We start from the raw sequence: 26,946 nt of genomic DNA, 5'->3' as shown, positions 1-26,946 counted from the left end.
GCAGGAAGCGGCGCGTTTTCGTGTCCAACACTACATGGGTCAGCCGAGGCTTACTTGACGGCCCAGTAGATGTCGTAGGTACCTTCCGGGGTGAACGACTTGTCCACGCCGTCCTTCCAGGACTCGTACGGACGGTCGATCACTTCCGAACCGTTGGTCACGGCCCAGGCACGCAGTGCGTTGCGGGCGATGTCCAGGCCAGCCATGTGGCCGGTGTAGGCCGCGTGGGCCGAACGGTGCGGGGCAACGCGGACGTACTTCACCGGAGCGCCGCCGTCGATCTTGACGGACAGTTCTTCGGCAGCCGCGCCTTCAGCGCCCTTCTTCTTCACCGGCTGGGCGATGTCGAAGGCGTACTTCTCAGCACCGAAATCGGTGGTGATGACGCGGAACGGGCCGGCGGCTTCCAGGCCATTGGCCTCCATCACGCGCTTGATCCATTCCTGGTTGTCCTTGATGGACTTGGTGATGGTGTCCTGGCCGCGATCGACGTTACCGGCATTGACGACCAGCAGGTCTTCGGCCGGCACGTCCACGATGGCCAGATCGGTCAGCGGGGCTTCGGCGGTGCGGTAGTCAACGTTCGGCACGGTGGCCAGCATGTTGGCCATGCGCGACAGACCCATCTTGATGTCGTCGCCGATCTGGCGGCTGACATACAGGCCGGCGTAACGGCCGAACAGGTCGAAGCCGTACTTCACCGAGTAATCCTGGGTGATCTTGACGTTACGACCGCCCTTGCCGGTCGGCTCCAGGGTGAAGGTGGTGACCTTGTCGTGGCCCTTGGTCGGGTCTTCGACGGCGATCACAACGCGCTTGTTTTCTTCCGATTCGGTGATCTTCCAGGAACCGTTACCCAGGTCCTTGGAGGCGAAATCGAGGGTGGCACCCACGCCCGAGGCCGGGCCGGACAGCTTCAGGTCAACGGCGGGATCGCGCAGTACCAGCGGGTTCCAGTCCTTGAAGCGGCGCAGGCTGTTGACCGTGTCGTACACGATCGTCATCTTGCGGTTGGTCTCGATGCTTTCGGTGATGTGACGCTCGCCCGGCAGACATACGCCAATGATGACGAACAGGCCAGCCACGATCCCCAAGGCGATCAGGAACTCGATAATACGGGTCATTCAGAGAGTCTCCGGGGCCGATCCCACGGCCGGGTTGATTGAAGCGAAGCGCCAATCCTAGCAGGCTTCGCAGGCATTGTTTATCGGATTGGCGCACCGGTTTCCGTGCCGGCTGCGTATTTGTATGGACAAAGATTTTGAAGGGTAACGCATCTGGGGCCCCGGCAAGTAGGGGGGCACCCCGCCCCGGGCCTGAAAACACGACCCAAGCCCTTGTCCTGAAAGGATTTTAATCAAACCAACTGGAGTTCGAACGCCTTCAGCACCGCGCGGGTGCGGTCGCGCACGCCCAGCTTGGACAGAATGTTCGAGACGTGGTTCTTGATGGTGCCCTCGGCCACGCCCAGCGAATTGGCGATTTCCTTGTTGGAGAAACCGCTGGCCATCAGCCGCAGGATCTCCGTCTCACGGTCGGTGAGCGGGTCCGGCCGGTCCAGGCTGACGAAATCGTTGCGCATGTGCTCCAGCCCGGACAGCAGGCGCTGGGTCACGGCCGGCTGCACCAGCGAGCCGCCGTCGGCTACGGTACGGATGGCCCCCACCAGCTGTTCCAGCGTCACATCCTTCAGCAGATAGCCCTTGGCGCCGGCCTTCAGCCCGGCCAGCACCAGCTGGTCATCGTCGAAGGTGGTCAGGATGATGGTCGGCGGCAGCTGTTCCTGCCGCGACAGCACCTGCAGGGCCTCCAAGCCGGACATCACCGGCATGCGCATGTCCATCAGCACCACGTCCGGGCGCACCTGCGGCACCAGCTCGACCGCCTGCCGGCCGTCGGCCGCCTCGGCCACCACTTCAATGCCATCGTCGAGCGCCAGCAGGGAGCGGATTCCCTGCCGCACCAGGGTTTGGTCATCGACCAGGCAGACGCGAATCATCACCGTACTCCTTCAGGAACCTGGGTAAGTGCGGCCAGCACCGTGGCCGGTACCGTGGCGCGCAGCCGGAAGCCGTCGCCAGGGCGGGTCTCCACCTGCAGCTGGCCCCCACATTGTTGCAGGCGCTCGCGCATGCCGCGCAAGCCATTGCCTGCATTGACCATTTCCGCCCCGACACCGTCGTCGCGGGCCTCCACCACCACCTGCCCCGGCACTTCGCGGTAGACCCGGATCCACAGGTGGCGGGCATGGGCATGGCGCACCGTGTTGGTGATGATTTCCTGGGTGCAGCGCAGCAGCACGTGGGCCCGCTGCGGGTCCTCCACGTTCAGCGGCTCCTCCACCTCCAGCTGGATGTCCAGCGAGGGCACGTTCTCGGTCAGCGGGCGCAGGGCCGCGGCCAGGTCGATCGCACCGGTCTCGCGCAGCTGGCTGACCACTTCGCGCACGTTGCCCAGCAGCAGCTTGGCCAGGGTGTGCGAACGCTTCACGTGTTCCAGCGCCTTGCCCTCGGCCAGGTGGCCGGCCACTTCCAGGTTCAGGGTGAGCGCGGTCAGCTGGTGGCCCAGCACGTCGTGCAGCTCGCGGGAAATGCGCGTGCGTTCGTTCACCCGCGCGCTTTCGGCCAGCAGGGCGCGGGTGGCGCGCAGTTCGGCATTCAGGCGGCGCTGCTCGTCGCGCGCTTCGGCCTGGCGCCGCGCCACCAGCGCGATGACGAACACGAAGCTGGAAAAGCCCATGTAGCCCATCGCCTGCAGCACGGCGATGACCGGCGGGAAGCCCAGCGGCTTGATATAGACCGGCAGCACCGCCAGGTTGCTGGCCACCAGCCAGACCACGCCGATGCGCGGGCCCAGCAGCCAGGGCAGCAGCCCGGCCACCACCATCAGCAGGATGCTGCCCAGCGCGGTGCCGGAGAAATAGCTGACGCCGATGGCGCAGGCGGTGAGCAGGATCAGCGCGGCATGGTCGAAGAAGCCGGGCCCACTTTCGCCCAGGTCGCGGGTCAGGCCCCAGTACACCACGCCGAAGGCCAGGTAGGCCGAGGCCCACGGAATGACCCGGTAGCCGGCTTCGCCATCCAGGCTTTCCAGGGTGAGCGAGACCGGATCGATCAGGTAGATCGCCAGCCATAGGCCAACGGTGCCCCAGGTGAACAACCCGGAGTAGCGCAGCATCGCATTGTGGTTCAGTCGGGCCAGCATGGCCCATCGTAGCCTGTGCGCGGTCTGCCCCAAGGGCATAAAGTCATGCTTGCCCCTGCCCCCTGTTCATGCCGCAGCCCACCCCGGGCATGCAATAATCGTGCGCAGGGTCCGTTCGCAGGACCAACCGCGTTACCCCACGGAGTCACAATGTCGATTGTCATCCGCGACGTGCGCGAGCACGAGCTCGATTCCGTCCTGGCGTTGAACAACAATGCTGGCCTGGCCATCCTTCCGCTGGATGCGGCCCGGCTGCACCTGTTCTACGAAACCGCTGAATATTTCCGCGTCGCCGAGCGCGACGGCAACCTGGCCGGCTTCCTGATCGGCTTCGGCAGCGACAGCCAGCACGACAGCAGCAATTTCGCCTGGTTCAAGCAGCAGCTGGACACCCCCTTCTTCTATATCGACCGCATCGTGGTCGCCAGCCGCCGCCGCGGCGGTGGCGTCGGCCGTGCGTTCTATGCCGATGCGCAGAGCTTTGCCGAACTGCGCTACCCGCAGATGACCTGCGAAGTGTTCCTGGACCACGGCGCCGACGCTGCCCTGCTCTTCCACGGCAGCTTCGGCTTCCGCGAGTTGGGCCAGAACACCATGCCGCACGTGGATGTGCGCGCCAGCATGCTGGCCAAGGAACTGTGCAGCTACCCCTGGGTGCAGGACACCTACGGCGGCAAGCTGCCCGATGTAGCGTGGGCGCGCGACCGGCAGCTGCCGGCGCAGGCACAGCGGCCGACGGGGACCTGAGCGTGGCGGTGAATTTTGATTACGAACAGGCCGGTGAACTGAAGATCGGCCAGGTGGGCATTGCCAACCTGCGCATCCGTACCCTTGATGTCGAACGCCTCGTGCAGGAAATGCAGGAGCGGGTGACCCGTGCGCCGAAGCTGTTCGGCCGCGCCGCGGTCATCCTCGATTTCGGCGGCCTGAGCCAGGTGCCGGACGTGGCCACCGCGCAGGCGCTGGTGGATGGCCTGCGCAGCGCCGGCGTGCTGCCGGTGGCGCTGGCCTACGGCACCACGGCCATCGATCTGCTGTCGCAGCAGCTGGGCCTGCCGCTGCTGGCCAAGTTCCGCGCCCAGTACGAACGCGCCGAAGCCGAACCGGCCCCGCCGCCGCCGCCGCCGCCGGCCGAACCGCGCCGCGCCGCCAAGACCGAGCCCAAGCCCGCCCCGGCCACGCCGGTAGGCAAGGCCGCCGATGCCGCCGCGCCGCAGCCGGGCCGCATGCAGCTGGGCAACGTGCGTTCGGGCCAGCAGCTGTACGCGGAAAACTGCGACCTGACCGTCATGGCCACCGTTGGCGCAGGCGCCGAGGTGATCGCCGACGGCAGCATCCATATCTACGGCACCCTGCGCGGCCGCGCGCTGGCAGGGGCTCAGGGCAACACCGCGGCGCGCATCTTCTGCCGCGATTTCCATGCAGAACTGGTCGCCATTGCGGGCCATTACAAGGTACTGGACGATGTGCCGGACAACCTGCGCGGCAAGGCCGTGCAGGTGTGGCTGGAACAGGACCAGATCAAGATCGCTGCGCTGGACTGACGCAGCACCCAAACAGAATCATCAGGAGAAGTCCTTTGGCTGAAATCATCGTAGTCACCTCCGGCAAGGGCGGCGTCGGCAAGACCACTTCCAGCGCGAGCCTGGCCTGCGGCCTGGCACGGCGCGGCAAGAAGGTGGCCGTGATCGACTTCGACGTCGGCCTGCGCAACCTCGACCTGATCATGGGTTGCGAACGCCGCGTGGTGTACGACTTCGTGAACGTCGTGCACGGCGAAGCCACCCTGAAGCAGGCCCTGATCAAGGACAAGCGCTTTGACAACCTGTACGTGCTGGCCGCTTCGCAGACCCGCGACAAGGATGCGCTGACCCAGGAAGGCGTGGGCAAGGTGCTGAAGGACCTGGCCGCCGACGGCTTCGACTACATCATCTGCGATTCCCCGGCGGGCATCGAAAAGGGCGCGTTCCTGGCCATGTACTTCGCCGACCGCGCGGTGGTGGTGGTGAACCCGGAAGTGTCCTCGGTGCGCGACTCCGACCGCATCATCGGCCTGCTGGATTCGAAGACCCACAAGGCCGAATCGGGCCAGAACGTGCCGGCCTTCCTGCTGCTGACCCGCTACACCCCGGTGCGCGTGGAAAGCGGCGAAATGCTCAGCATTGCCGACGTGGAAGAAGTGCTGGGCCTGAAGGCCATTGGCGTGATCCCTGAATCGGGCGACGTGCTCAATGCATCCAACAAGGGCGAACCGGTGATCCTGGATGTCGAATCCGCTGCCGGCCAGGCCTACGACGACGCCGTCGCGCGCATCCTGGGCGAAGAACGCCCGATGCGCTTCACCAACGTCGAGAAGAAGGGCTTCTTCAGCAAGCTGTTCGGAGGGTAAGCATGGGCCTGTTTGATTTCCTCAAAGCGAAGAAGACCACCGCCGAAACCGCCAAGAACCGCCTGCAGATTATCATCGCGCAGGAACGCAGCCACCGCGGTGGCCCGGACTACCTGCCGCTGCTGCAGCGCGAGCTGCTGGAAGTGATCAAGAAGTACGTGAACATCGACGTCGATGCGGTGAAGGTCGACCTGGTGAAGGACGGCCAGCACGACGTGCTGGATATTTCCGTGGCGCTGCCCGAAGGCCCGGACAAGCCCTGACCCCCTGCCCCGCCCGTGCCTGCATGGGCGGGGCCGTGTGACTCCGCATGACCGACACCCCACCCGAACCGAACGTGACCCGCGTTGGCGACATCGCCTTCGCCGATGCGCAGCAGCTGCTGTCCGCGCATGGCCTGCGGCTGCACCACGTGGCCGCCGGCGAAGCCATTCCCGGCAGCTACTGGGGTGAGCCCGAGGCCGGCATCATCGCCAGCAACGTGTATGTGCGTGACGACACGCCGGTGCACTCGATGCTGCACGAAGCCTGCCACCTGATCGTGCTGCCGCCGGAACGGCGTGCGCAGGTGCACACCGACGCCACCGATTCGGTACCCGAGGAAGATGCCACCTGCTACCTGCAGATCGTGCTGGCCGGGCAGCTGCCCGGCGTGGGCAGCGCGCGGCTGATGGCCGACATGGATGCGTGGGGGTATACGTACCGGTTGGGGTCCACGCAAGCGTGGTTCGAGCAGGACGCCGAAGACGCGAAAGCGTGGTTGATCGAACGCGGGTTGCCGGTGGCGTAAAGCCGCGGCAGCGGCCGTGAACCGGGGTCAGATCCCTTTTGCGCAGCAAAAGGGATCTGACCCCGTCCCCATCGGTCAGGTGGCCAGCGCGCGCAGGGTGATGCCGACCACATAGGCCAGATACGTGCCAGTCGCATAACCCATCGTGCCCAACAGCACGCCCACCGGCGCCAGTGCCGGATGGAACGCGGCGGCCACCACCGGTGCCGAGGCCGGGCCGCCGATGTTCGACTGCGAACCGATGGCGAAGTAGAAGAACGGCACCTTCAGCAGCTTGCCCAGGCACCACAGCAGGCCGATGTGCACGGCGATCCAGATCAGCCCCAGCAGGAACAGCCACGGCCGGTCCAGCAACGCCAGCAGATCCATCTGCATGCCGATGCAGGCAATCAGGAAGTACAGCAGCAGCGAGCCCAGCCGCGAGGCGCCAGCGCCTTCCAGCGTGCGCGCACGGGTGAAGCTGAGCCCCAGGCCCAGCGTGGTGGACAGCACCACCACCCAGACGAACGGCGCGTCCAGGCTGAACTGCGCGGCCCAGCTGACGTTGGCCTTGAACCAGGCTGCCAACGGCGCGCCGATGGCATGGGCCAGGCCGACGCCACCGAAGGCCACCGCCACGATCAGCATCAGGTCGGTCAGGCTGGGAATGCGCTCGTGCTCGGCCTGGAAGCGTGCGATGCGCTCCTTCAGCTCATCGATGGCCGAGGTATCGGCACCGCTGCGCGCATCGATCTTCGCCGCGCGCCCGGCCAGGAAGATCAGCGCGGCCATCCACACATAGCCCACGCCCACATCGACCACGGCAAACTGGCCGAAGGTGGTGGCGTTGACGTCGAACACTTCGCGCATGGCCAGCATGTTGGCGCCGCCACCGATCCAGCTGCCCGCCAAGGCGGCCATGCCGGCCCAGGTATCGCCGGCCACCGTATCGGGGTGGATGGCGCGCATCACCAGGAAGGCCACCACCGCGCCGAGCATGATGCTGGCCGAGGCGCCCAGGTACATCAGCACCAGCTTCGGGCCCAGCCGCAGGATGCCCTTGATGTCCACCGCCAGGGTAAGCAGGATCAGCGCCGCCGGCAGCAGGATGTCGCGCGCCACCGGGTTGTAGAGTTTGGTGTTCTGCCCGTCGATCAGGCCGACGGTGTTGTAGATGCCCGGCAGCAGATAGCACAGCAGCAGCGCCGGCACGAAGGTATAGAAGCGCTTCCACAGGCCCTGCTCGCGCGAGGCGGTCCAGAACACGGCACCGAGGGTGGCGGCGATCAAACCGAAGACGACGATGTCGTTCTGGATCATGCAGGTGCTCTGGGTGCGGGGTCGGATCCCTTTCGCGATGCGAAAGGGCGCTGACCCCTGGAACAGTCGATGGATGGGGTCGGAGCCCATCCGCGATGCGGATGGGATCCGACCCCTTGGCGCTGCAGCGGCTTACTCGCCGATGTGCTGCTTCAGCCAGGCGTTGACGGTGTCATGCCACAGGATGCTGTTGTCCGGCTTCAGCACCCAGTGGTTTTCGTCCGGGAAGTACAGGAACTTCGATTCGATGCCCTGGCGCTGGGCGGCGGTGAACGCGGCCAGGCCCTGTTCGACCGGAATGCGGAAATCCTGCTGGCCGTGGATGACCAGGATCGGCTTCTTCCAGTCAGCCACGTGGTTGACCGGGTTGAACTTCTCGTAGTTGGCCGCCTTCTGGTACGGGGTACCGCCCTGCTCCCATTCGGTGAACCACAGTTCTTCGGTGGCATAGCCCATCATGCGCTGGTCGAACACACCATCGTGGTTCACCAGGCACTTGAACGGGCCGTTCCAGTTGCCGGCGATCCAGTTGACCATGAAGCCGCCGTAGCTGGCGCCCAGCGCACAGGCCTTGTCACCGTTGAGGAAGGAATACTTCTTCAGCGCCGCGTCCCAGCCCTTCTGCAGATCTTCCAGCGGGCGGTCGCCCCAGTGCTGGCTGATCGCATCGGTGAAGGCCTGGCCGTAACCGGTGGAACCGTGGAAGTCGATCATGACCACCGCGTAGCCCTGGCCGGTGTAGGTCTGCGGGTTCCAGCGGTAGCTCCAGCCGTTGCCGAAGCTGCCCTGCGGGCCGCCGTGGATCAGGAACGCGACCGGGTAGGACTTGCCTTCCTGGTAGTTGTGCGGCTTGACCACGTAGCCGTGCACGGTGTCGTTGTTCCAGCCCTTGAACTCGAACTGTTCGTAGTCGCCGAAGCTGACGTCCTTCAGCACTTCACCGGCAGCCGGGGTCAGCGCGCGCAGCGGGCCCATGGTTTCGCCGGCGGCCGGCAGCAGGCCAACCAGCACCTGGTCGTTGCTCTTCAGGCTGTTGCGGGTGATGGCCACGCTGTTGCCGGCCACGCTGACCGAAGACACGGTGCCATCGCCGATGACCTTGGTGGCCTTGCCGCTGGCCACGTCGATCTGGAACAGCGGGTGTTCGCCCAGGTCGTCGGTGGTGGTGTAGATGCTGGCGCCATCGGCGGACAGGTTGATCTCACCGGCCGAGCGGTCCCACTGCGGGGCGATTTCGCGGGTCTTGCCGCTGGCCAGGTCCATCGCCATCAGGCCGAAGCGGTCGGCTTCGAAGCCCGGGCGCTTCATGGCGCGGTAGAACAGGGTCTTGCCGTCGGCACTGAACACCGGGCCGGCATCCCAGGCCGGGTTCGACGCGGTCAGGTTCACCGGCGCCTGCTTGCCGGCCGCATCGAAGCGGTACAGGTCGAAGTTGGTCGACCACGGTTCCTGCTTGCCGGCCACGCGGATGCTGGCGACCACGCTGCTGCCATCGGGCGACCAGGTGAAATCGTCATTGCCGCCGAACGGCTTGGACGGCGCGTCGCCATCAATGGTGGCGCTCAGCGCCGATGCGCCCTTCACCGGGCCGCCCTTGGCGACCGGCAGCGGGGCCACGAACAGGGTGTTGCGGCGGCCGTCGTTCCAGGTGTCCCAATGGCGCACGAACAGCGAATCGAAGACCTTGCCGCTGGCCTTGGCGCCGGCCACGTCCTTCAGCTTCTTTTCGGTGCAGGCCAGGTCGGAGGCGCAGGCCTGGAACACGCCGGCGCTGAACAGCACGCGGTCGTCCTGCGGCGAGACGTGGTAGCTGTCCACGTCCACCGGGAAGTCGGTCAGCTGGCGCGGGGTGCCGCCGCTGATCGGCTGGGCGTACAGCTGCTGGCTGCCGTTCTTGGCGCTGAGGAAATAGACGGTCTGGCCATCAGCCGACAGCGAAGCCGAATTGACGTTCCAGCCAGCCGGGGTGATCTGCTTCGGCGGGGCCGCATCACGCGTGCGCAGGTTGCGCGCGAACAGGGCGGTGCTGGACTTCAGCGCGGCGTCGGTGCTGCGCTTGGCGAACACCACGGTGCTGCCATCGGCGGTCAGGACCGGGGCGGAGACGCGATCCATGGCCACCATGTCGCGGACTTCCAGGCCACGGGCAGCGGCAACGCTGGGCAGGGCGGCCAGCAGGCTCAGTGGCAGCAGGGCATGACGCAGTTTCATCGGGGTCTCCGCAGGACGGCAAAAAACCGATGGTAGGCCTGCGCGGGCGGGGCTGCCAAGGCCATCGGTCATGCCTGCCGGCCAGCGCGGTTCCCGCCGCCAGAAACAGCAAACCGCGCCGTAGCGCGGTTTGTGGGCAGCCCGGGGTCGGATCCGATTCCGCAGGAATCGGCTCTGACCCCAGAGACTGCCAGCCGGGGTCAGAGCCCTTCCCTGCGGGAAGGGATCCGACCCCTTGCACCGGAATCGGCTCTGACCCCAGACGCTGCCAGCCGGGGTCAGAGCCCTTCCCTGCGGGAAGGGATCCGACCCCTTGGGCATTACGCCTGCGCGCGCTTGCCGGTGCGGTAGATCAGCAGGCCCACCAGGAACAGCACGGCCAGGCCGAACCACTGCGCGGCCGGCAGGTGGAACGGCAGGGCCAGCACGTCGGCACGGCTGCTGACCACGATCGGCACGGCGATGGCGATACCCATCAGCGCCTCACCGGTGATCAGGCCGGCGGCGAACAGCACGCCCGGCTTGTGCACGCGGTCGCGGCCTTCTTCATCATCGCCACGCACCTTGTGGAAGCGCTCGACCAGATAGGCGATCAGGCCGCCCAGGAAGATCGGCACCATCAGTTCCAGCGGCAGGTAGATACCGATGGCGGCGGCCAGCACCGGCACGCGGAAGCGCGAATTGCGCGACTTCAGCCAGCTGTCGAAGGCGATGATGACCGCACCGACCACGGCACCGATGCCGATGAAGGTCCACGGCAGTTCGCCACCGAACAGGCCCTTGGCCACCGACGCCATCAGGTTCGCCTGCGGGGCGGCCAGCGCGTTCGGGTGCAGCTCGGACTTCACGCCGATGCCGTAGGCGGTGGCCAGCAGGTTCAGCACCGGGGCCATGATCAGCGCGCACGAGAACGCACCGATGCCCAGCATCAGCTGCTGCTTCCACGGGGTAGCACCGACGATGTAGCCGGCCTTCAGATCCTGCAGGTTGTCACCGCCCACCGCGGCGGCACAGCACACCACCGCGCCGATCATGATGGCGGCCACCGCACCCAGCGGCGCACCACCGGCGCCGACCGGCTTCAGGCCATCGGCGCCCAGCAGCACCACCAGCACCGCCGAGGCGAACAGGATGGTGGAGATGGTGATGCCCGAGACCGGGTTGTTGGACGAACCGATCAGGCCGGCCAGGTAGGCCGACACGGACACGAACAGGAAGCCGGCGACGATCATGATGATGGTCATCGGAATGGACACGTGCCACTGGCCGACGATGGCCTGGTACAGGGCCAGCAGCGGCAGCACGAAGGCCACCAGGGCGACCAGCATCCACTTCATCGGCAGGTCGCGTTCGGTATGGGCCAGCACCGGACCGCCACTCTTGCGCGCGGCGGCGAAGCCACTCTTGACGCCGTTCAGCAGCGACTTGCGCAGCGAGATCAGGGTCCAGATGCCGCCAATCAGCATTGCGCCTACACCCAGGTAACGCATCTTCGCGCCCCAGATGGCGAACGCGGCCTCGGTGGACGAGGCGGTGGCGACCGAGGCGGCCAGGGCCGGATCGGTGTTCATGAAGAACGCCTGGTAGATCGGAATGGCGATGTGCCAGGTCAGGATCGAGCCAGACACCACCACGATGCCCACATTCAGGCCGACGATGTAGCCCACGCCGAGCAGGGCCGGCGACAGGTTGGTGCCGATGAAGGCGGTGATCTTGGAGCTGCCGACGTAGGCCGAGGTCGACCAGGCATCGGGGATCAGGCGCAGGCCGCTTTCGGCGGCCAGCTTGACGAAGGCACCGATCACGGCCGACAGACCCAGGATCTTCAGGCCCGGGCCGGGGTTCTCACCGGCCTTGAGCACTTCGGCTGCGGCCTTGCCTTCCGGGAACGGCAGCGGGTCTTCGACGATCATCGAACGCCGCAGCGGCACCGAGAACAGCACGCCCAGCAGGCCACCCAGACCGGCGATGCCCAGCACCCACCAGTACTTGAAGTCGGGCCAGTAGCCCATGATGACCAGCGCCGGGATGGTGAAGATGACACCTGCGGCGATGGACGAACCGGCCGAGGCGCCGGTCTGCACGATGTTGTTTTCGAGGATGGAACCACCGCCCAGCAGGCGCAGCACGCCCATGGAAATGACCGCGGCGGGAATGGCGGTAGCAATGGTCAGGCCTGCGAACAGACCGAGGTAGGCGTTGGCCGCTGACAGCACCACCGCCAGCACGATGGCCAGGGCCACTGCGCGGAAGGTGAGCTGCTTGGGCGCAGCGTCGTGGTTCATGGAAGCCCCTGCTGGCAAAAAATCCCTTGCACGCTAGCGTTCAGGGGGCGGCAAGTCCAGCGTGCCAAAGGATGGGGGCGCCTGCTGCAGCGTCCGCCACGGTCGTCGGCACCGCCAACGGGCCGAACCGGCAAAACCCCGTTGGGACTGAGGCAAACGATATGTTATATCCTATCCAATTCGTTTGTTCCCTTTCCCCGCATGGCCTCTTCCCCCTCTCCCCGCCTGGCCTCCATCGACCAGCTGCGCGGCACCGTGATGCTGCTGATGCTGCTGGACCACGTGCGCGAGACCTTTTTCCTGCAGTACCAGGTGAGCGATCCGATGGATGCCGCCACGGTCTCGCCGGCCCTGTTCGCCTGCCGCCTGCTGGCCCACCTGTGTGCGCCGGTGTTCGTGCTGCTGACCGGCCTGTCGGCGTGGCTGTACGGCCAGCGCCAGGCCGACCCGCGCCGCCCCACGGCGGCCTTCCTGCTCAAGCGCGGCCTGTTCCTGGTGGTGCTGGAGCTGACCCTGGTGAGCTTCGCCTGGACCTTCCAGTTCCCGCCGGACACGCTGTACCTGCAGGTGATCTGGGCGATCGGGCTGAGCATGATCGCGCTGGCCGGCCTGCTGTGGCTGCCGCGCCCTGCCCTGCTGGTGCTGGGCGTGCTGCTGGTGGCCGGCCACAACCTGTTCGATGGGGTGCGGGTGGAAGGCAATGGCGTGCTGGCGGTGCTGTGGAAGGTGTTGCACCAGCGCGACTGGATCGACGCCGGGGTGATGCGCCTGCGCACCTCCTACCCGCTGCTGCCGTGGATCGGGGTGATCGCCCTGGGCTATCTGATGGGGCCGTGGTTCGCCCGCGACCGCGACCCGGCGCAGCGCCAGCGTTGGCTGCTGTGGGCCGGGCTGGGTGCGCTGGCGGCGTTCGCCCTGCTGCGCCTGGCCAACGGCTATGGCGAAGCGCCGTGGCAGTACCAGGACAGCGCGCTGCGCACCTGGATGAGTGTGTTCAACGTGACCAAGTACCCGCCGTCGCTGCAGTTCCTGCTGCTGACCCTGGGCGTCGGCCTGCTGTTGCTGCGCCTGTACGAATGGCCGCCGCTGGCGCGCGCGCTGCAGCCGCTGGCCGACATTGGCGCCGCACCGATGTTCTTCTACCTGCTGCACCTGTATGTGCTGAAGCTGATGTACCTGGCCGCGCTGGCGATCTGGGGGCCGACCCACGGCAGCCTGTACGCGCTGGATTCGGTGGCCGGCCTGCTGCTGGTGGCCTGTGCGCTGGCGGTGGCGCTGTACCCGGCCACACGCGCGTTCGGGCGGTTCAAGGCGCGCCGGCGCGATCTGGCGTGGTTGCGCTACCCGGCGCGCGCCTGCGGCACGCGCCTATAATCCGCCGATGAATTCCACCGCGATTGCTTCCGACGATTTCCTGGGCCACCCCAAGGGCGTCTACGTCTGCTTCTTCACCGAAATGTGGGAGCGCTTTTCCTTCTATGGCATGAAGGCGCTGCTGCTGCTGTACCTGACCAAGTACCACCTGTTCGGTGACAAGGCCGGGCTGGACCTGCTGGGCGCCTACGGTGGCCTGGTGTACTGCATTCCGGTATTCGGCGGCATGCTGGCCGACCGCTGGCTGGGCATGCGACGCGCGGTGCTGTTCGGCGGCATCCTGCTGGTGCTGGGCCACCTGGGCATGGCCTTCGAAGGCCACGCGGCGTACCGGGTGAACGGCGAAGTGGTGCGCGACACCTCGGCGCTGGCGGTGACCTATCTGTCGCTGGCGCTGATCATCATGGGCGTGGGCTTCCTGAAGCCGAACATTTCCACCATCGTCGGCAAGCTCTACCCCAAGGACGACCCGCGCCGCGATTCGGGCTTCTCGCTGTTCTACGCGGGCATCAACCTGGGCGCGCTGTTCTCGTCGCTGGTCTGCGGTTTCCTGGGCGAGGCCTATGGCTGGAAGTACGGCTTCGGTGCGGCCGGCATCGGCATGCTGGCCGGCCTGGCCATGTTCCTGTGGGGCCAGAAGTACCTGCACGGCCACGCCGAACCGCCGCAGCCGGCCGCGCTGAAGCAGAAGGTGCTCGGCCTGCCGCGCGAGTGGCTGATCTACCTGTGCGCGGTGATCGGTGTGCTGCCGGTGGCGTGGCTGATGTGGGCGGCCGGCAACGGCGCGTTCGCGCTGGGCGGTGAAATCAGCCTGGCGCTGATGCTGATGCTGGTGGTGCTGGGCGGCGTGCTGGTCTGGTTCGCCTGGTTCACCGGCAGCAAATGCACGCCGGTGCAGCGCCAGCAGATGATCGCGCTGATGGTGCTGATCTTCATGGCGCTGGTGTTCTTCACGATGTACGAGCAGTCGTACGGGTCGTGGGTCACCTTCACCGACCGGCTGCTGACCAAGGACATCGTGCCGGCGCTGGTGATCACCGATGGCACCCCGCTGCCGTGGTCGATCGTGTCGCTGCTGCTGGCGCCGCTGGGCTTCGTGGTCAGCGCGCGCCTGGCCGAACGCCGCCCGGGTTCCAACGCACCGCGTGCGTTCTTCATTGCCATCGTGGCGCTGATGCTGGTGCTGCTGGTGCGCGACTGCCTGGTGATTCCGCAGACCGCCGGTTCGCTCACCTACCTGGGTGGGTTGTTCCTGGTACTGCTGGCGCCGGCCTTCGCCGCGCTGTGGACCTGGATGGACCGCCGCGGCTGGGAGCCGGGCAAGCCGGTGAAATCGGCCTGGGGCCTGGTGATCGGTGCGCTGTCGTTCGTACCGCTGGCGCTGGCCGCACAGCAGGTGGGCGCCACCGGTGAGATGGCCAGTGTGTGGTGGCTGGTGCTGGCCTACTTCCTGCTGGCCAGCGGTGAGATGTGTCTGTCGCCGGTCGGCCTTTCGGCGGTGACCCAGCTGGCCGTGCCGCGGGTGATGAGCCTGATGATGGGCACCTGGTTCCTGGCCACCGCGTTTTCGGAAACGCTGGCCGCGCTGTTCGGCAAGCTGGCGGCGATCGAGGTGCCCGAAGGCGAAGCGCTGGACATGGTGGCCGCTGCCGGTGCCTATGCGCACCTGTTCTGGCTGCTGATGTGGATCGGCCTGGGCTGTGCGGTGGCGGCCTTCGTTGCCGCCCCGCTGCTGAAGCGGATGATGCACGGGGTCAAATGACCCCGTGCACCCGCGCCGCCAGGCTCAGGGCGCCTTGCCCTTGTCCGCCGGCACGCTGGCGCTGGCCGTGGCGCCGCCCAGGCTGCGCGACAGGAAGGCCAGCAGTTTTCCGTAGTACTCGCGCTTGTGTTCCAGCGTGTAGAAGCCGTGGCCTTCGGTCTTGTAGTACAGGCTTTCGACCGGCGTTCCGGCACGCTTGAGCGCCGCTTCCATGCGCTCGGTGTGCTGGATCGGTGCGCGCTTGTCCTCGCCACCGGCGGCCAGGAACACCGGCACCTTGATCTGCGCGGCCAGGTTGACCGGCGATACCGCGCCGAGCTTGGCCGGATCGCCCAGCCATTCGCGCAGGTAGGTCATGCCCGACTTGCGGTCCTGCACGTCGCCGCGGTTGAACATCATGGGCAGGTCGTACACCCCCACGTAGCCAGCCGCGCACTGGTACAGACCGGGTTCGCGGACGGCGCCCATCATGGCCGAATAGGCGCCGTAGCTGGCGCCGTAGATGCAGATGCGGTCCTTGTTGGCCACACCCTGGCTGATTGCCCAGCGGGTGGCGTCGGTCACGTCATCCTGCATGGCCTTGCCCCACTGCTCGGCGGCCGCCTGACCGTGGGCACGGCCGTAGTTGCCCGAGCCACGGAAATTGACCTGCAGCACCGCATAGCCGGCCGCGGCCAGCATCTGCGCTTCGCGGTCGTAGCTGCCATCGTCGTAGATGCCAAGCGGCCCGCCATGCGGCATGACCACCATCGGCAGGTTACGGCCGTCGCTGCCATGCGGCACGGTCAGGTAGCCATGCAGCGGCAGGCCGTCGCGGGCCTGCAGCTTGAACGGCTTGACCGTCGCAGTCTTTTCCACGTTGATCCAGTCGCTGCGGCTGATCAGGTAATCGGCCTTGCGCGCGGCAATATCGTAGACATAGAAGTCGCCGGGGTTGGAGCCGGACCAGACGCGTACCAGTACCTTGTTGCCGTCGCGGGTGCTGGAGGTGATGAAGACCGCCTGGCCGGGGAACGCCGCCTCCAGGCTGCGGTACAGCCGCGCATCGGCCGACGTCTCGTCGAAGAAACGGGTGCGCGGGGTGTCGCCCAGGTACAGCGCGCCCACCGGAATGCGGGTACCGGGGCGGACGATGATGCGGTACGGATCGACCACCTCGTCGCGCAGCACGGTCTTGCGCTCACGTGTCTGCGGGTTCCAGCTGACGATGGCATCGGGACCGCTGGACTGCTCGCTCTTCAGATAGGCCAGCTGCCCATCTTCGGAAAAGCCAATCGCGGTTTCGATGCGTGCGGACACACTCTCATCGTTCACCAGCGCCCAGTCGGTTCCGTTGGCCGCGCGGTAGTACAGCTTGTTGACGTTGTCCGTGCCCGCGCCGTGGGCAAAACGCACCTGGCCCTGCGCATCGGTGGTGAAATCGGCGCGGCGCACCGGCGAACGGGCCACCGTGGCGCGCTTGCCGCTCTGCACATCCAGGCGCTCGGCGCGGGTGTAGGGATCTTCGCTGAAGGGCCACACCGCGATCACCACGTTGCGGTCGTCGTCCGGCAGGTCGTCGGACAGGAAGGCGGCGATGGCCTCCACCTTCTTCGGCTGGATGCGCGTGCCCGGCCCGTTGCTGGTTACCCGGTAGCCCACCAGCAGTTCGGTACGGCCGCTTTCGGCGTTCATCGACAGCAGCTCGCCAGTGGGCGACGGCTCGTCCAGGCTGCCGAACTTTTCGGCCACGCCGATCAGCAGGCGGGAGTCGTTGACCCAGTGGAAATCGGTGGCGTGGTTCTTGCTCGGTGGCCGCATGCTGCTGACCACGGAATTGTCCGATGACCGCAGGATCGCCAGCGCGGTGAAATCCTCGCCCGGCACGGTGGTGGCGTAGTACTGGCCACTGGGTGAAATCTTCAGATCGCCGAACGCCTCCTGGCGCACGAACGCATCCACATCGACTGCCATTGCCTTCCCCGGCAACAGCACGGCCGCCACCAGGGCAGCCAGCAGGCACTTGCGCATCCTTCCCCCTTGAAGCGGACACCCTGTCCGCATCGCCGATTCTAGGCACGGCCGATTGCCGCCCGCCAGTGCTGGCGGCGACAAAAAAAAGACGGCACCGTTGCCGGTGCCGTCATGGCCACTACCTTGGAGAGAGAGTCAGGACGTGGGTTCGGGGGGCGTGCGCAGTGGGTCAGTGGACCCCGCGCACCGCCAGGGTCAGGGCCAGGATGCTGAGGATCACCGCGATGGTGCCGTCCAGCACGCGCCAGGTGCTGGGCTTGGTGAACAACGGCGCCAGCAGGCGCGCGCCCAGGCCCTGCGCGGTCAGCCACAGGCAGCTGGCGGTGACCACGCCGGCGGCGAAGGCCATGCGTGCATTGCCGAAGTTTTCGGCAATCGAACCGATCACCATCATGTCCAGCCAGAAGTGGGGATTGATCAGCGAAAAGCCGACCGCCGCCATCAGCACCGCACGGCGGCTGCCGTCGTCACTGTCGGCCTCGCCCATGCCACCGCCACCGGCAAAGGCACGGCGCGCGGACTTCATGGCATACCAGGCCAGGAAGGCCACGCCGGTCCACAGCACCGCGGTGGTCAGCCACGGCAGCGCCGTGGTGAGCGTGCGCAGGCCAGCCACGCTGGCGAAGATGAAGAACGCATCGATGGCCGCGCAGGTGGCGACCACCGGCACGATGTGCTTGCGCAGGATGCCCTGGCGCAGGATGAAGGCGCTCTGGGCACCGACCACGGCGAACAGGCCGATGCCGGTAGCTGCACCAGAGAACCAGGCACCGAGGCCGGTGCTGGCGGAGATGACCGAGAACATGGGATTCACTGCCTTGTCTTGCTGGGGGGACCGTGCCTCGCGAAGGCGGACAGCACCGGAATGGACGCTATTGTCGCGCCGCAACATTAAGAAGACGAGCTAAACTTACTAAACCAACATTAGCGGAGCTTAATCGCATGCGCATCGATCACGCCCAGCTGCGAGCCTTGGCCGCGGTGATCCGCGAAGGCAGCTTCGACCGCGCCGCGCAGGCGCTCAATGTCACCCCATCGGCCATCTCGCAGCGGGTCAAGGCACTGGAAGACCGCATCGGCCGCCTGCTGGTGAAGCGCGGCACCCCGGCCACCGCTACCGCCGAAGGCCAGTTGCTGGTACAGCTGGCCGAACAGACTGCCCTGCTGGAGCACGACGCGCTGCACCGCATGGGCCTGGCCGACGAGGACCTGCCGCAGGCCAGCATTCCGGTGGCGGTGAACCATGACAGCCTGGAAACCTGGTTTCCGCAGGCTGCGCACGCCTTTGCCCAAGGCACCGGCACCACCCTGGACCTGCGCGTGGAAGACCAGGACCACACCGTGGAGCTGCTGCGCCAGGGCACGGTGCTGGGCGCGGTGACCACCCTGGACGAACCGGTGCAGGGCTGCCAGATCCATGCGCTGGGCAGCATCCGCTACGCCGCCACCTGCACCCCGGAATTCCGCGACCAGCACTTCGCCAAGGGCGTGACCGCGCAGGCGCTGGCGCAGGCGCCGGTGCTGGTGTTCAACCGCAAGGACGACATGCAGGCCCGGTTCGCCCGGCGCATGGCCGGCGACGAGCTGCCCAGCACCGCGCCGACCTGGTGGATTCCCTCCACCCGCGCGTTCGTGCAGGCCAACCTGGGCGGTCTGGGCTGGACGATGAACCCACTGCCGCTGGTGAAGCGGCACCTGGATGCCGGCCGCCTGGTCTACGTGCGCCAGCGCGCCTGGGAAGACGTGCCGCTGTACTGGCAGCACTGGAAGGGCGATGTGCAGACCATGGCTCTGCTGACCCGCGCCGTGCTGGAGGCATCGACCGCACTGGTGCGGCGGAAGCGCTGAGGCGGCCCGGGGTCGTATCCACCCATGGGGTGGATCTACCACCGGGTTGAGCCACCCGATGTGCGGATGCGCGCGTACCCAGTAGATCCACCCCATGGGTGGATACGCGGCCACGGAAAACAGGACGAATCTGTGCCAGCATCGCCGCAACCGACCTTGAGAGGCTGGGCGATGGGGACCGATCCGCTGTTCCTGCATATCCGCGTGGTGATGGGCATCATCCTGGGCCTGTCGATCACCACCCTGCTGAAGGGGCTGGCGCAGATCATCGAGCACCCGCAGCGGCGCGGCTGTTCGGCCCTGCACCTGTGCTGGGTGGCGTGGACCCTGGTGTCGCTGGTCACGTTCTGGTGGTGGGAATTCCGCCTGATCGAAGTGCACCGCTGGACGTTTGAAACCTACCTGTTCGTGATCGCCTACAGCGCCACCTGGTTCCTGCTGTGCGCGCTGCTGTTTCCCGACGACCTGCGCGACTACGGCAGCTACGGCCACTACCTGCTGCAGCGCCGGCGCTGGATCTTCGGCGTGATCGCGGTGCTGACGCTGCTGGATCTGGTGGACACGGCGATCAAGGGGCGCAGCCGCTGGCAGTTGCTGGGCGAGGCCTATCCACTGCATTCGGCGCTGATGCTGGTGGTCTGCGTGCTGGGCTGGAACCTGCGCAGCGCGCGCTCGCACGTGCTGCTGGCTGCGGTGGCGTTGGTTTACCAGGTGGTCTATTTCGCGGCGGAATACTTCACCATTGGCAGCGATTGAAGGGGCCCGCCAGGCATGGCCTGGCGCTACCGTTCGTGGCTGATGCCTCCGCTGGGCATGGCCCGGCGCTACCAAAGGAACATGCATGACGATCCACTACCGCCCTGCCCGGCCCGATGATGCGGCCGCCTGCATCGATCTGCGCGGGCGTACCCGCGAGAACGCCTTCAGTGCGGCGCAACTGGCCGAGCTGGGCATCACCGCCGAGAGCTGGGCCGAGGGCATTGCACAGGGCGACTTCATCGGCCGCATCGCCGAGGACAACGGCACTATGGTCGGCTACAGCTTTGCCGACCGTGACAGCGGCGAAGTGCTGGTGCTGGCCCTGCTGCCGGAGTACGAAGGCCGCGGCATCGGCCAGCGATTGCTGCAGGACGTGGTCGAACTTGCCCGCGCTGCCGGGCACGGGCGGCTGTTCCTGGCCTGTTCGGCCGATCCCCGCTCGCGCTCCTACGGGTTCTACCGTCACCTGGGCTGGCGAGCCACCGGCGAGGTGGACGAGGCCGGGGACGAGATTCTGGAGCTGGTCTGAGGGGCATGGCCCGGCGCTACCGCGCCAGGGCGGCCGGATGCTGCGTTGCACCAAATCCGGACCCGAAAGGGTTAGAATCCGCCCCTTGGATGCTGCAAGGCGTTGTTTCTTCACGCCCTTTCCCTACCCGGCGCGCATCCTGAACCCCTTCCCCACGCCATAAGTCACCCCCATGAAGAAATTTGGCAAGGCCCTTCTCGCCCTGCTCGTGCTGCTGTTGCTGGTAGCCGCGCTGTTCCTGTACTGGCCGCTGACCCAGCGCTCGGTGCCGGCGGCGAGCAACGACAAACCCGTCGACGTCGTCCTGGTCGGCGGCGGCATCATGAGCATTACCCTGGCCACCTACCTGCAGGAACTGCAGCCGGACTGGAACATCCAGGTCTATGAACGCCTGGACGGCGTGGCCAACGAAAGCTCGGACGGCTGGAACAACGCCGGCACCGGCCATTCGGCCTTCGCCGAACTGAACTACACCCCGGAACTGCCCGATGGCAGCATCGAGACCAAGCGCGCGGTCGGCATTGCCGAAAGCTTCGAGGTCTCGCGCCAGTTCTGGTCGCACCAGGTGAAGGAAGGGCGGCTGAGCCAGCCCAGCGACTTCATCAACCCGACCCCGCACATGAGCTTCGTCTGGGGCGATGACAACATTGCCTACCTGCACAAGCGCCAGCAGGCCCTGGTGAAGAACCCGCTGTTCTACGGCATGCAGTACTCGGAAGATCCGGCACAGATCAAGCAGTGGGCGCCGCTGCTGATGGAAGGCCGTGACCCGAAGCAGAAGGTGGCCGCGACCTGGATGCCGCTCGGTACCGACGTCAACTTCGGCGTGATCACCCGCCAGCTGACCGCCGGCCTGCAGCGCAGCCCGAACTTCAAGCTGCACCTGAACCATGAAGTGAGCGCGCTGCGGCAGAACGCCGACAAGAGCTGGAACGTGACGGTGAAGGACCTGAAGGCCAACACCGAAACCACCACCCATGCCCGCTTCGTCTTCATCGGTGCCGGTGGCGCCGCGCTGAAGCTGCTGCAGATGTCCGGCATTCCCGAATCGAAGGATTACGCCGGCTTCCCGGTGGGCGGCCAGTTCCTGGCCTTCCAGGGCCAGGACGTGACCTCGCGCCATGGCGTGAAGGCCTACGGCATGGCCGAAACCGGTTCGCCGCCGATGTCGGTGCCGCACCTGGACGCGCGCAAACTGGATGGCAAGCCGGTGGTGCTGTTTGGACCGTTCGCGCTGTACAGCACCAAGTTCCTGAAGCACGGCTCGTGGTGGGACCTGTATTCGTCGGTGAACCACAACAACGTCGGCCCGATGCTGGAAGTGGGCAAGGACAACCTGGACCTGGTGCAGTACCTGATGGCCCAGGCACGCCTGAACGACGCCGATCGCCAGGCCGAGCTGGTGAAGTACTTCCCCAACGCCAAGCCGGGCGACTGGAAGCTGATCACCGCTGGCCAGCGCGTGCAGATCATCAAGCGCGACCCGTTGAAGGGCCCGGTGCTGCAGTTCGGTACCGAGATCGTGACCGACAAGGACCACACCATCGCCGCGCTGCTGGGTGCTTCGCCGGGCGCGTCGACCTCGCCGCCGATCATGCTGGACCTGATGGCCAAGGCCTTCCCGGAACAGATGAAGGCTGGCTGGGAAGCCCGCCTGCGCGAGATCGTGCCGTCGTACGGCCGCAAGTTGAATGAAAGCGCCGCGCTGACCAACGAGATCCGCACGCTGACCAGCCAGACCCTGCACCTTCCCTACCTGGAAGTGCCGGCCGATGCTGCGGCCGCCCCGGCAGCCGTGCCGGCGGCCACGCCGGCCCCGGCGGCGGCGAAGGAAAAGCGCAATGCCAACGAGGAACTGCAGGCGCTGTAAGCCTGGGGTTTCCCACGCAGTAGAAACGGACGGCCACCTTCGGGTGGCCGTTCGCGTTTGTGGGCCGGGAAGGGTCAGAGCCCTTTGCCGGGGCAAAGGGCTCTGACCCCGGGGTCGGATCCCGGCGGCGCAGGCGCAGGGCTCTGACCCCGCCGAGGGCCCGATCATTGTCACGAATTGTAATGTTGTTAAGAACGATTTACATTTGCACCCCGCGCAACTGACCTGCGCCCTCCCGCAGATGGACCTGACCCCGCCCGACGCCGCCGCTCGGGTGCCGGATGACTGTTGCCGCCCGCCCTCTCCTTACCCGCCCAGAGCCTTCCATGTCCCTCTACGCTTCCCGCCTGCCCCGCCGCGCGCCGCTGTCGGCCGCGCTGCTGTCCGCCATGCTGCTGTCGGCCCCTTCGGCGTTCGCCACCGATGCCGGCGCTGATGCATCCGACGCCAAGACCCTGGACAAGGTGAGCGTGCGCGCCGACAAGGCCGCCCCGGCCAGCACCACGCGCCTGCCGATCACCCTGCAGGAAACCCCGCAGTCGTCCACCGTGATCGGCCTGCAGCGCCTGCAGGACGAATCGCTGTTCAGCATCAACGACGTGATGCGCAACGTGACGGGCGTCAGCGTGTCCTTCTATGACACCCAGCGCCCGCTGTACTACGCGCGCGGTTTCGCCATCACCGACTTCCAGGTCGATGGCATTCCCACCTACAGCGGCTCGACCAACCAGGAATACGACACCGCCTTCTACGACCGCGTGGAAGTGATCCGCGGTGCCAACGGCCTGCTCAGCGGCGCCGGTGTGCCGTCGGCCACGGTGAACCTGCTGCGCAAGCGCCCGGGCAAGGAGTTCGATGCCTCGTTCGCGGTCAGTGCCGGCAGCTGGGACTACCGCCGCATGGAAGCGGACGTGAACGCGCCGCTGACCAGCGACGGCCGCTTCCGCAGCCGCGTGGTCGCCGCCTACACCGATCGTGATTTCTATTACGACCGCTACAAGGAAAACAAGATGGCCGGCATGGCCGTGTTGGAAGGCGATGTGACCGACAGCACCACGGTCACCCTGGGCTACCAGACCCAGGACAACAACCCGGTGGGTTCCACCTGGGGCACCGTGCCGTTCTTCGACAGCCAGGGCAACTTCGCCCACCTGCCGCGCTCGACCAACCTGTCGCCGAAGTGGAGCTACTGGCAGCGCGAGACCAGCACCGTGTTCGCCAACCTGGAACAGCGTTTCGGCGACGACTGGCTGCTGAAGATCAACACCGCCTACACCCGCGGCAACGTGCAGAACGTGCGTCTGTATGGCACCGGCAACCCGAACCCGACCACCGGTTCGGGCATCTTCCTGCGCGCCGCCGCCGGCGATGCCGAAGACACCCGCCGCAACATCGATGCCTACCTGACCGGCACGTTCGAGCTGTTCAACCAGCAGCACGACCTGACCTTCGGCGCGCAGTGGGCCGACCTGGAAGCGACCACCAACACCACCACGCTGAACTTCCCGACCGACTGGGCACGCTGCGGCAGCGAACGCTGCTACTACATTCCCAACGTGTACGACTGGAACGGTGATGTTTCCGAGGTGACCTACACCCGTACCGGTGCGCGCCGCGTGGCCAAGACCACGCAGAGCGGTGTGTACCTGGCCGCACGCCTGCACCTGGCCGAGCCGCTTTCGCTGATCGCCGGCGCACGCCTGAGCCGCTGGGAAACCCGTACCCGCGCGTTCAACGCGGCCGGCAACTACACCGGCACCAGCGGCGCTTACAAGGTGAGCGATGAAGTGACCCCGTACGTGGGCCTGGTCTTCGACATCACCCCGAATGTCTCTGCGTATGCCAGCTACACCGAAATCTTCAATCCGCAGAACTACAAGGACAAGAACGAGAACCTGCTGGCACCGGTGCAGGGTTCGAACCTGGAAGCGGGCCTGAAGACCCAGTGGTTCGACGGCCGCCTGACCGCCAATGCCGCGGTGTTCGAGGCCAAGCAGGACAACTACGCGGTGCGCGACATGAGCGTGCCGGACAACTCGCTCAGCGATGGCAGCTCGGCCTACATCGGCGTGAACGGCACCAAGGCGCGTGGCTGGGAAATGGACGTGAACGGCGAGATCCTGCCGGGCTGGACCGTCAACGCCGGCTTTACCCACGTGAAGGTGACCCGCGCGGCCACCGACCTGCTGTACGCCAACCCCGCCGAAGACCTGCTGCAGATCAACACCCAGCTGCGCCTGCGCGGCGCCTTGGAACGCCTGAGCGTGGGTGCCGGCGTGCAGTGGCAGAGCAAGGTGCAGGGCTACAACATTCCCTACCCGCTGGGTGGCACGGTCACGGTGAACCAGCCGGCCTACGCACTGGTGCAGTTCAACGCGAACTACCGCATCAGCGACAACTGGACGGCCACGCTGAGCGTGCGCAACGCGCTGGACAAGACCTACTGGGCCAACCTGGACTACAACAACTACGGCGAACCGCGCTTCGTGGCCGCCAGCCTGCGCTGGAAGTTCTAAGCCAGGCAGCGGGGTCGGATCCCTTTCCGCAGGAAAGGGCTCTGACCCCATCGCGGGGCCCATCCACGCATGGCGTGGATCTACTGTGGATGCCGACCGCTGGTCGGCACACGACCTGAATGGGCCCGCCTGCGTGCGGGCCCTTCTTTCTGGGCCAACCTGGACTACAACAACTACGGCGAACCGCGCTTCGTGGCCGCCAGCCTGCGCTGGAAGTTCTAAGCCAGGCAGCGGGGTCGGATCCCTTTCCGCAGGAAAGGGCTCTGACCCCATCGCGGGGCCCATCCACGCATGGCGTGGATCTAATGTGGGTGCCGACCGCTGGTCGGCACACGACCTGAATGGGCCCGCCTGCGTGCGGGCCCTTCTCTTTTGCTGCACTGCGAGTTGCGGGCCGCTCCGTAATTATGGCGTAATTATTCCAACACCAATCGGAAGCCGGTCGATGAACCCGAGCTGGGACACGTTGCAACGCAGCCGCCAGGCCCGCCTGGAACGGGCCGCGCCCTGGGCACGGGGCCGCCAGGTCGCCGCCGCCGATGTCGCCGACCTGCTGCATGCCCTGCTGGAGCCGGGCGACAAGGTCTGCCTGGAGGGCAACAACCAGAAGCAGGCCGATTTCCTGGCCCAGGCGCTGGCCGACCTGGACCCGGCGCGGGTGCACGACCTGCACATGGTGCAATCGGTGCTGTCCCTGCCCTCGCACCTGGATGTGTTCGAGCGCGGCATCGCCTCGAAACTGGACTTCTCGTTCTCCGGCCCGCAGTCGGTGCGGCTGGCCAACCTGGTGGCCGAAGGGCGCATCCAGATCGGTGCGATCCACACCTACCTGGAACTGTTCGGCCGCTACTTCATCGACCTGACCCCGCGCGTGGCCCTGGTGGCCGCGCAGGCCGCCGACCGCCACGGCAACCTGTACACCGGCCCGAACACCGAAGACACCCCGGTGATCGTGGAAGCCACCGCATTCGGCGGCGGCATCGTGATCGCCCAGGTCAACGAAATCGTCGACACCCTCCCCCGCGTCGATATCCCCGCTGACTGGGTCAACTTCGTGGTGCAGGCACCGCGGCCGAACCACATCGAGCCGCTGTTCACCCGCGATCCGGCGCAGATTTCCGAAATCCAGGTGCTGATGGCGATGATGGCCATCAAGGGCATCTACGCCGAGTACGGGGTGAACCGCCTCAACCACGGCATCGGCTTCGATACGGCCGCCATCGAGCTGCTGCTGCCCACCTATGCCGAATCACTGGGGCTGAAAGGAAAGATCTGCCAGCACTGGGCACTGAACCCCCATCCGGCACTGATTCCGGCCATTGAATCGGGCTTCGTCAAATCGGTGCATTCGTTCGGTTCGGAACTGGGCATGGAGAAGTACATCGCCGCCCGTGGCGATGTGTTCTTCACCGGTGCCGACGGCTCGATGCGCTCCAACCGCGCGTTCTCGCAGACCGCCGGCCTGTACGCGTGTGACATGTTCATCGGTTCGACCCTGCAGGTCGACCTGCAGGGCAACAGTTCCACCGCCACCCGCGACCGCATTGCCGGCTTCGGCGGTGCGCCGAACATGGGATCGGATGCACGTGGCCGCCGCCATGCCAGCGATGCCTGGATCAAGGCCGGCCAGCAGGCCGCACGGCCCGGCGAAATGCCGCGCGGTCGCAAGCTGGTGGTGCAGATGGTGGAAACCTTCCGCGAACACATGGCGCCGGCCTTCGTTGATCGCCTGGATGCCTGGGAACTGGCCGAGCGCGCGCAGATGCCGCTGCCGCCGGTGATGATCTACGGCGACGATGTCAGCCACGTGCTGACCGAAGAAGGCATTGCCAACCTGCTGCTGTGCCGCACGCCGGAGGAACGCGAACAGGCGATCCGCGGCGTGGCCGGGTACACCGCGGTGGGCCTGGGCCGCGACCGCGCAATGGTGGAAAACCTGCGCGACCGTGGCGTGATCCAGCGCCCGGATGACCTGGGCATCAACGTGCGCGATGCCAGCCGCGACCTGTTGGCGGCGCGTTCGGTGAAGGATCTGGTGCGCTGGTCCGGCGGCCTGTACGACCCGCCCAAGCGCTTCCGCAACTGGTAAGGGACAGA

22 protein-coding genes are annotated in these 26,946 nt (G+C 66.4%); 14 read left to right on the top strand and 8 right to left on the bottom strand.

Going from position 1 to position 26,946, the window contains the following annotated elements; all coding sequences use genetic code 11:
• Positions 1-50: 50 nt before the first annotated feature.
• From C1931_RS05785 to C1931_RS05775, 3 genes are all read right to left on the bottom strand, one after another.
• Positions 51-1,124 (bottom strand): SRPBCC family protein, encoded by a 1,074-nt coding sequence (locus C1931_RS05785; protein ID WP_108755677.1) that lies wholly within the window; start codon positions 1,122-1,124, stop codon positions 51-53.
• Between the two features lie 233 nt (positions 1,125-1,357).
• Positions 1,358-1,999, bottom strand: a complete 642-nt coding sequence (locus C1931_RS05780; protein ID WP_108748925.1) for a response regulator transcription factor — start codon at positions 1,997-1,999, stop codon at positions 1,358-1,360.
• Positions 1,999-3,204, bottom strand: coding sequence for a sensor histidine kinase (locus tag C1931_RS05775; protein ID WP_108752472.1), 1,206 nt, complete (start codon positions 3,202-3,204; stop codon positions 1,999-2,001). Before C1931_RS05775 ends, C1931_RS05780 begins: the two co-directional genes overlap by 1 nt.
• 150 nt (positions 3,205-3,354) lie before the next feature.
• Between C1931_RS05775 and C1931_RS05770 the strand changes: the two genes are divergently transcribed.
• The 5 genes from C1931_RS05770 to C1931_RS05750 are packed head-to-tail and all read left to right on the top strand — an operon-like array spanning position 3,355 to position 6,383.
• A complete protein-coding gene (locus C1931_RS05770; protein WP_108748923.1) occupies positions 3,355-3,951 on the top strand; it encodes a GNAT family N-acetyltransferase in 597 nt (198 codons plus the stop codon).
• Between the two features lie 2 nt (positions 3,952-3,953).
• Positions 3,954-4,748, top strand: a complete 795-nt coding sequence (minC, locus tag C1931_RS05765) for a septum site-determining protein MinC (RefSeq protein WP_108755676.1) — start codon at positions 3,954-3,956, stop codon at positions 4,746-4,748.
• Between the two features lie 35 nt (positions 4,749-4,783).
• On the top strand, positions 4,784-5,593 hold the full coding sequence (gene minD / locus C1931_RS05760) for a septum site-determining protein MinD (protein ID WP_108755675.1): 810 nt from the start codon (positions 4,784-4,786) through the stop codon (positions 5,591-5,593).
• A 2-nt stretch (positions 5,594-5,595) separates the two neighbouring features.
• Positions 5,596-5,856 carry a cell division topological specificity factor MinE gene (gene minE, locus C1931_RS05755; RefSeq protein ID WP_005408532.1) on the top strand — a complete coding sequence of 87 codons (261 nt, stop codon included), beginning with the start codon at positions 5,596-5,598 and terminating at the stop codon, positions 5,854-5,856.
• A 47-nt stretch (positions 5,857-5,903) separates the two neighbouring features.
• The gene (locus C1931_RS05750) at positions 5,904-6,383 is read left to right on the top strand and encodes a hypothetical protein (RefSeq protein ID WP_108755674.1); all 480 of its coding nucleotides are present in this window, start codon (positions 5,904-5,906) and stop codon (positions 6,381-6,383) included.
• Between the two features lie 75 nt (positions 6,384-6,458).
• On the opposite strand, the gene C1931_RS05745 is transcribed toward C1931_RS05750, so the two are convergent.
• The 3 genes from C1931_RS05745 to C1931_RS05735 all read right to left on the bottom strand — a co-directional run bounded on the left by C1931_RS05745 (position 6,459) and on the right by C1931_RS05735 (position 12,178).
• Positions 6,459-7,682, bottom strand: coding sequence for a DUF819 family protein (locus C1931_RS05745; protein WP_108755673.1), 1,224 nt, complete (start codon positions 7,680-7,682; stop codon positions 6,459-6,461).
• 132 nt (positions 7,683-7,814) lie between these two features.
• The gene (locus tag C1931_RS05740; RefSeq protein ID WP_108755672.1) at positions 7,815-9,893 is read right to left on the bottom strand and encodes a S9 family peptidase; all 2,079 of its coding nucleotides are present in this window, start codon (positions 9,891-9,893) and stop codon (positions 7,815-7,817) included.
• Positions 9,894-10,213: 320 nt separating this feature from the next.
• Positions 10,214-12,178, bottom strand: coding sequence for an oligopeptide transporter, OPT family (locus tag C1931_RS05735; RefSeq protein WP_108752468.1), 1,965 nt, complete (start codon positions 12,176-12,178; stop codon positions 10,214-10,216).
• 201 nt (positions 12,179-12,379) lie between these two features.
• On the opposite strand from C1931_RS05735, the gene C1931_RS05730 reads away from it, so the two are divergent.
• Both C1931_RS05730 and C1931_RS05725 read left to right on the top strand, forming a co-directional pair.
• Entirely contained in the window at positions 12,380-13,552 is a 1,173-nt protein-coding gene (locus C1931_RS05730; RefSeq protein WP_108755671.1) for a heparan-alpha-glucosaminide N-acetyltransferase domain-containing protein, read from the top strand.
• Positions 13,553-13,559: 7 nt separating this feature from the next.
• On the top strand, positions 13,560-15,314 hold the full coding sequence (locus tag C1931_RS05725; RefSeq protein WP_108752466.1) for an oligopeptide:H+ symporter: 1,755 nt from the start codon (positions 13,560-13,562) through the stop codon (positions 15,312-15,314).
• Between the two features lie 24 nt (positions 15,315-15,338).
• Here C1931_RS05725 and C1931_RS05720 read toward each other — a convergent pair whose 3' ends face one another.
• Together C1931_RS05720 and C1931_RS05715 are read right to left on the bottom strand one after the other, a co-directional pair.
• Positions 15,339-17,324, bottom strand: coding sequence for a prolyl oligopeptidase family serine peptidase (locus tag C1931_RS05720; RefSeq protein WP_108755670.1), 1,986 nt, complete (start codon positions 17,322-17,324; stop codon positions 15,339-15,341).
• 172 nt (positions 17,325-17,496) lie between these two features.
• Entirely contained in the window at positions 17,497-18,132 is a 636-nt protein-coding gene (locus C1931_RS05715; protein ID WP_108748912.1) for a LysE family transporter, read from the bottom strand.
• Positions 18,133-18,269: 137 nt separating this feature from the next.
• On the opposite strand from C1931_RS05715, the gene C1931_RS05710 reads away from it, so the two are divergent.
• The 7 genes from C1931_RS05710 (at position 18,270) to mdcA (ending at position 26,938) form a co-directional block, all read left to right on the top strand.
• Positions 18,270-19,175, top strand: a complete 906-nt coding sequence (locus tag C1931_RS05710) for a LysR family transcriptional regulator ArgP (protein WP_108755669.1) — start codon at positions 18,270-18,272, stop codon at positions 19,173-19,175.
• 171 nt (positions 19,176-19,346) lie between these two features.
• Positions 19,347-19,931 (top strand): hypothetical protein, encoded by a 585-nt coding sequence (locus C1931_RS05705; protein ID WP_108755668.1) that lies wholly within the window; start codon positions 19,347-19,349, stop codon positions 19,929-19,931.
• 85 nt (positions 19,932-20,016) lie between these two features.
• On the top strand, positions 20,017-20,463 hold the full coding sequence (locus tag C1931_RS05700; protein WP_108755667.1) for a GNAT family N-acetyltransferase: 447 nt from the start codon (positions 20,017-20,019) through the stop codon (positions 20,461-20,463).
• A gap of 172 nt (positions 20,464-20,635) precedes the next feature.
• Complete coding sequence (gene mqo / locus C1931_RS05695) at positions 20,636-22,333, top strand: malate dehydrogenase (quinone) (protein WP_108755666.1); 1,698 nt, start codon at positions 20,636-20,638, stop codon at positions 22,331-22,333.
• Between the two features lie 326 nt (positions 22,334-22,659).
• The gene (locus C1931_RS05690; RefSeq protein WP_108755665.1) at positions 22,660-24,849 is read left to right on the top strand and encodes a TonB-dependent siderophore receptor; all 2,190 of its coding nucleotides are present in this window, start codon (positions 22,660-22,662) and stop codon (positions 24,847-24,849) included.
• Between the two features lie 69 nt (positions 24,850-24,918).
• The gene (locus C1931_RS20230) at positions 24,919-25,071 is read left to right on the top strand and encodes a hypothetical protein (RefSeq protein ID WP_159093556.1); all 153 of its coding nucleotides are present in this window, start codon (positions 24,919-24,921) and stop codon (positions 25,069-25,071) included.
• A 223-nt stretch (positions 25,072-25,294) separates the two neighbouring features.
• Positions 25,295-26,938 (top strand): malonate decarboxylase subunit alpha, encoded by a 1,644-nt coding sequence (gene mdcA, locus C1931_RS05685; protein WP_108755664.1) that lies wholly within the window; start codon positions 25,295-25,297, stop codon positions 26,936-26,938.
• The last annotated feature ends 8 nt before the right edge of the window (positions 26,939-26,946 follow it).

The organism is Stenotrophomonas sp. YAU14A_MKIMI4_1, from assembly GCF_003086855.1.
Taxonomy (GTDB): Bacteria; Pseudomonadota; Gammaproteobacteria; order Xanthomonadales; family Xanthomonadaceae; genus Stenotrophomonas.
The sequence above is the reverse complement of the archived record's forward strand: the minus strand, read 5'-3'. Positions and strand labels throughout refer to the sequence as shown.

What these genes read in the sequence shown, in the direction of transcription:
- C1931_RS05690 (WP_108755665.1), top strand. Translation starts at nt 22,660, where the DNA reads ATGTCCCTCTACGCTTCCCGCCTGCCCCGCCGCGCGCCGCTGTCGGCC.
- C1931_RS05725 (WP_108752466.1), top strand. Translation starts at nt 13,560, where the DNA reads ATGAATTCCACCGCGATTGCTTCCGACGATTTCCTGGGCCACCCCAAG.
- C1931_RS05740 (WP_108755672.1), bottom strand. Translation starts at nt 9,893, where the DNA reads ATGAAACTGCGTCATGCCCTGCTGCCACTGAGCCTGCTGGCCGCCCTG.
- C1931_RS05720 (WP_108755670.1), bottom strand. Translation starts at nt 17,324, where the DNA reads ATGCGCAAGTGCCTGCTGGCTGCCCTGGTGGCGGCCGTGCTGTTGCCG.
- C1931_RS05750 (WP_108755674.1), top strand. Translation starts at nt 5,904, where the DNA reads ATGACCGACACCCCACCCGAACCGAACGTGACCCGCGTTGGCGACATC.
- C1931_RS05715 (WP_108748912.1), bottom strand. Translation starts at nt 18,132, where the DNA reads ATGTTCTCGGTCATCTCCGCCAGCACCGGCCTCGGTGCCTGGTTCTCT.
- C1931_RS05705 (WP_108755668.1), top strand. Translation starts at nt 19,347, where the DNA reads ATGGGGACCGATCCGCTGTTCCTGCATATCCGCGTGGTGATGGGCATC.
- C1931_RS05745 (WP_108755673.1), bottom strand. Translation starts at nt 7,682, where the DNA reads ATGATCCAGAACGACATCGTCGTCTTCGGTTTGATCGCCGCCACCCTC.
- C1931_RS05775 (WP_108752472.1), bottom strand. Translation starts at nt 3,204, where the DNA reads ATGCTGGCCCGACTGAACCACAATGCGATGCTGCGCTACTCCGGGTTG.
- C1931_RS05735 (WP_108752468.1), bottom strand. Translation starts at nt 12,178, where the DNA reads ATGAACCACGACGCTGCGCCCAAGCAGCTCACCTTCCGCGCAGTGGCC.
- C1931_RS05785 (WP_108755677.1), bottom strand. Translation starts at nt 1,124, where the DNA reads ATGACCCGTATTATCGAGTTCCTGATCGCCTTGGGGATCGTGGCTGGC.
- C1931_RS05700 (WP_108755667.1), top strand. Translation starts at nt 20,017, where the DNA reads ATGACGATCCACTACCGCCCTGCCCGGCCCGATGATGCGGCCGCCTGC.
- C1931_RS05780 (WP_108748925.1), bottom strand. Translation starts at nt 1,999, where the DNA reads ATGATTCGCGTCTGCCTGGTCGATGACCAAACCCTGGTGCGGCAGGGA.
- mdcA (WP_108755664.1), top strand. Translation starts at nt 25,295, where the DNA reads ATGAACCCGAGCTGGGACACGTTGCAACGCAGCCGCCAGGCCCGCCTG.
- C1931_RS05770 (WP_108748923.1), top strand. Translation starts at nt 3,355, where the DNA reads ATGTCGATTGTCATCCGCGACGTGCGCGAGCACGAGCTCGATTCCGTC.
- minE (WP_005408532.1), top strand. Translation starts at nt 5,596, where the DNA reads ATGGGCCTGTTTGATTTCCTCAAAGCGAAGAAGACCACCGCCGAAACC.
- mqo (WP_108755666.1), top strand. Translation starts at nt 20,636, where the DNA reads ATGAAGAAATTTGGCAAGGCCCTTCTCGCCCTGCTCGTGCTGCTGTTG.
- C1931_RS05730 (WP_108755671.1), top strand. Translation starts at nt 12,380, where the DNA reads ATGGCCTCTTCCCCCTCTCCCCGCCTGGCCTCCATCGACCAGCTGCGC.
- C1931_RS05710 (WP_108755669.1), top strand. Translation starts at nt 18,270, where the DNA reads ATGCGCATCGATCACGCCCAGCTGCGAGCCTTGGCCGCGGTGATCCGC.
- C1931_RS20230 (WP_159093556.1), top strand. Translation starts at nt 24,919, where the DNA reads ATGGCGTGGATCTACTGTGGATGCCGACCGCTGGTCGGCACACGACCT.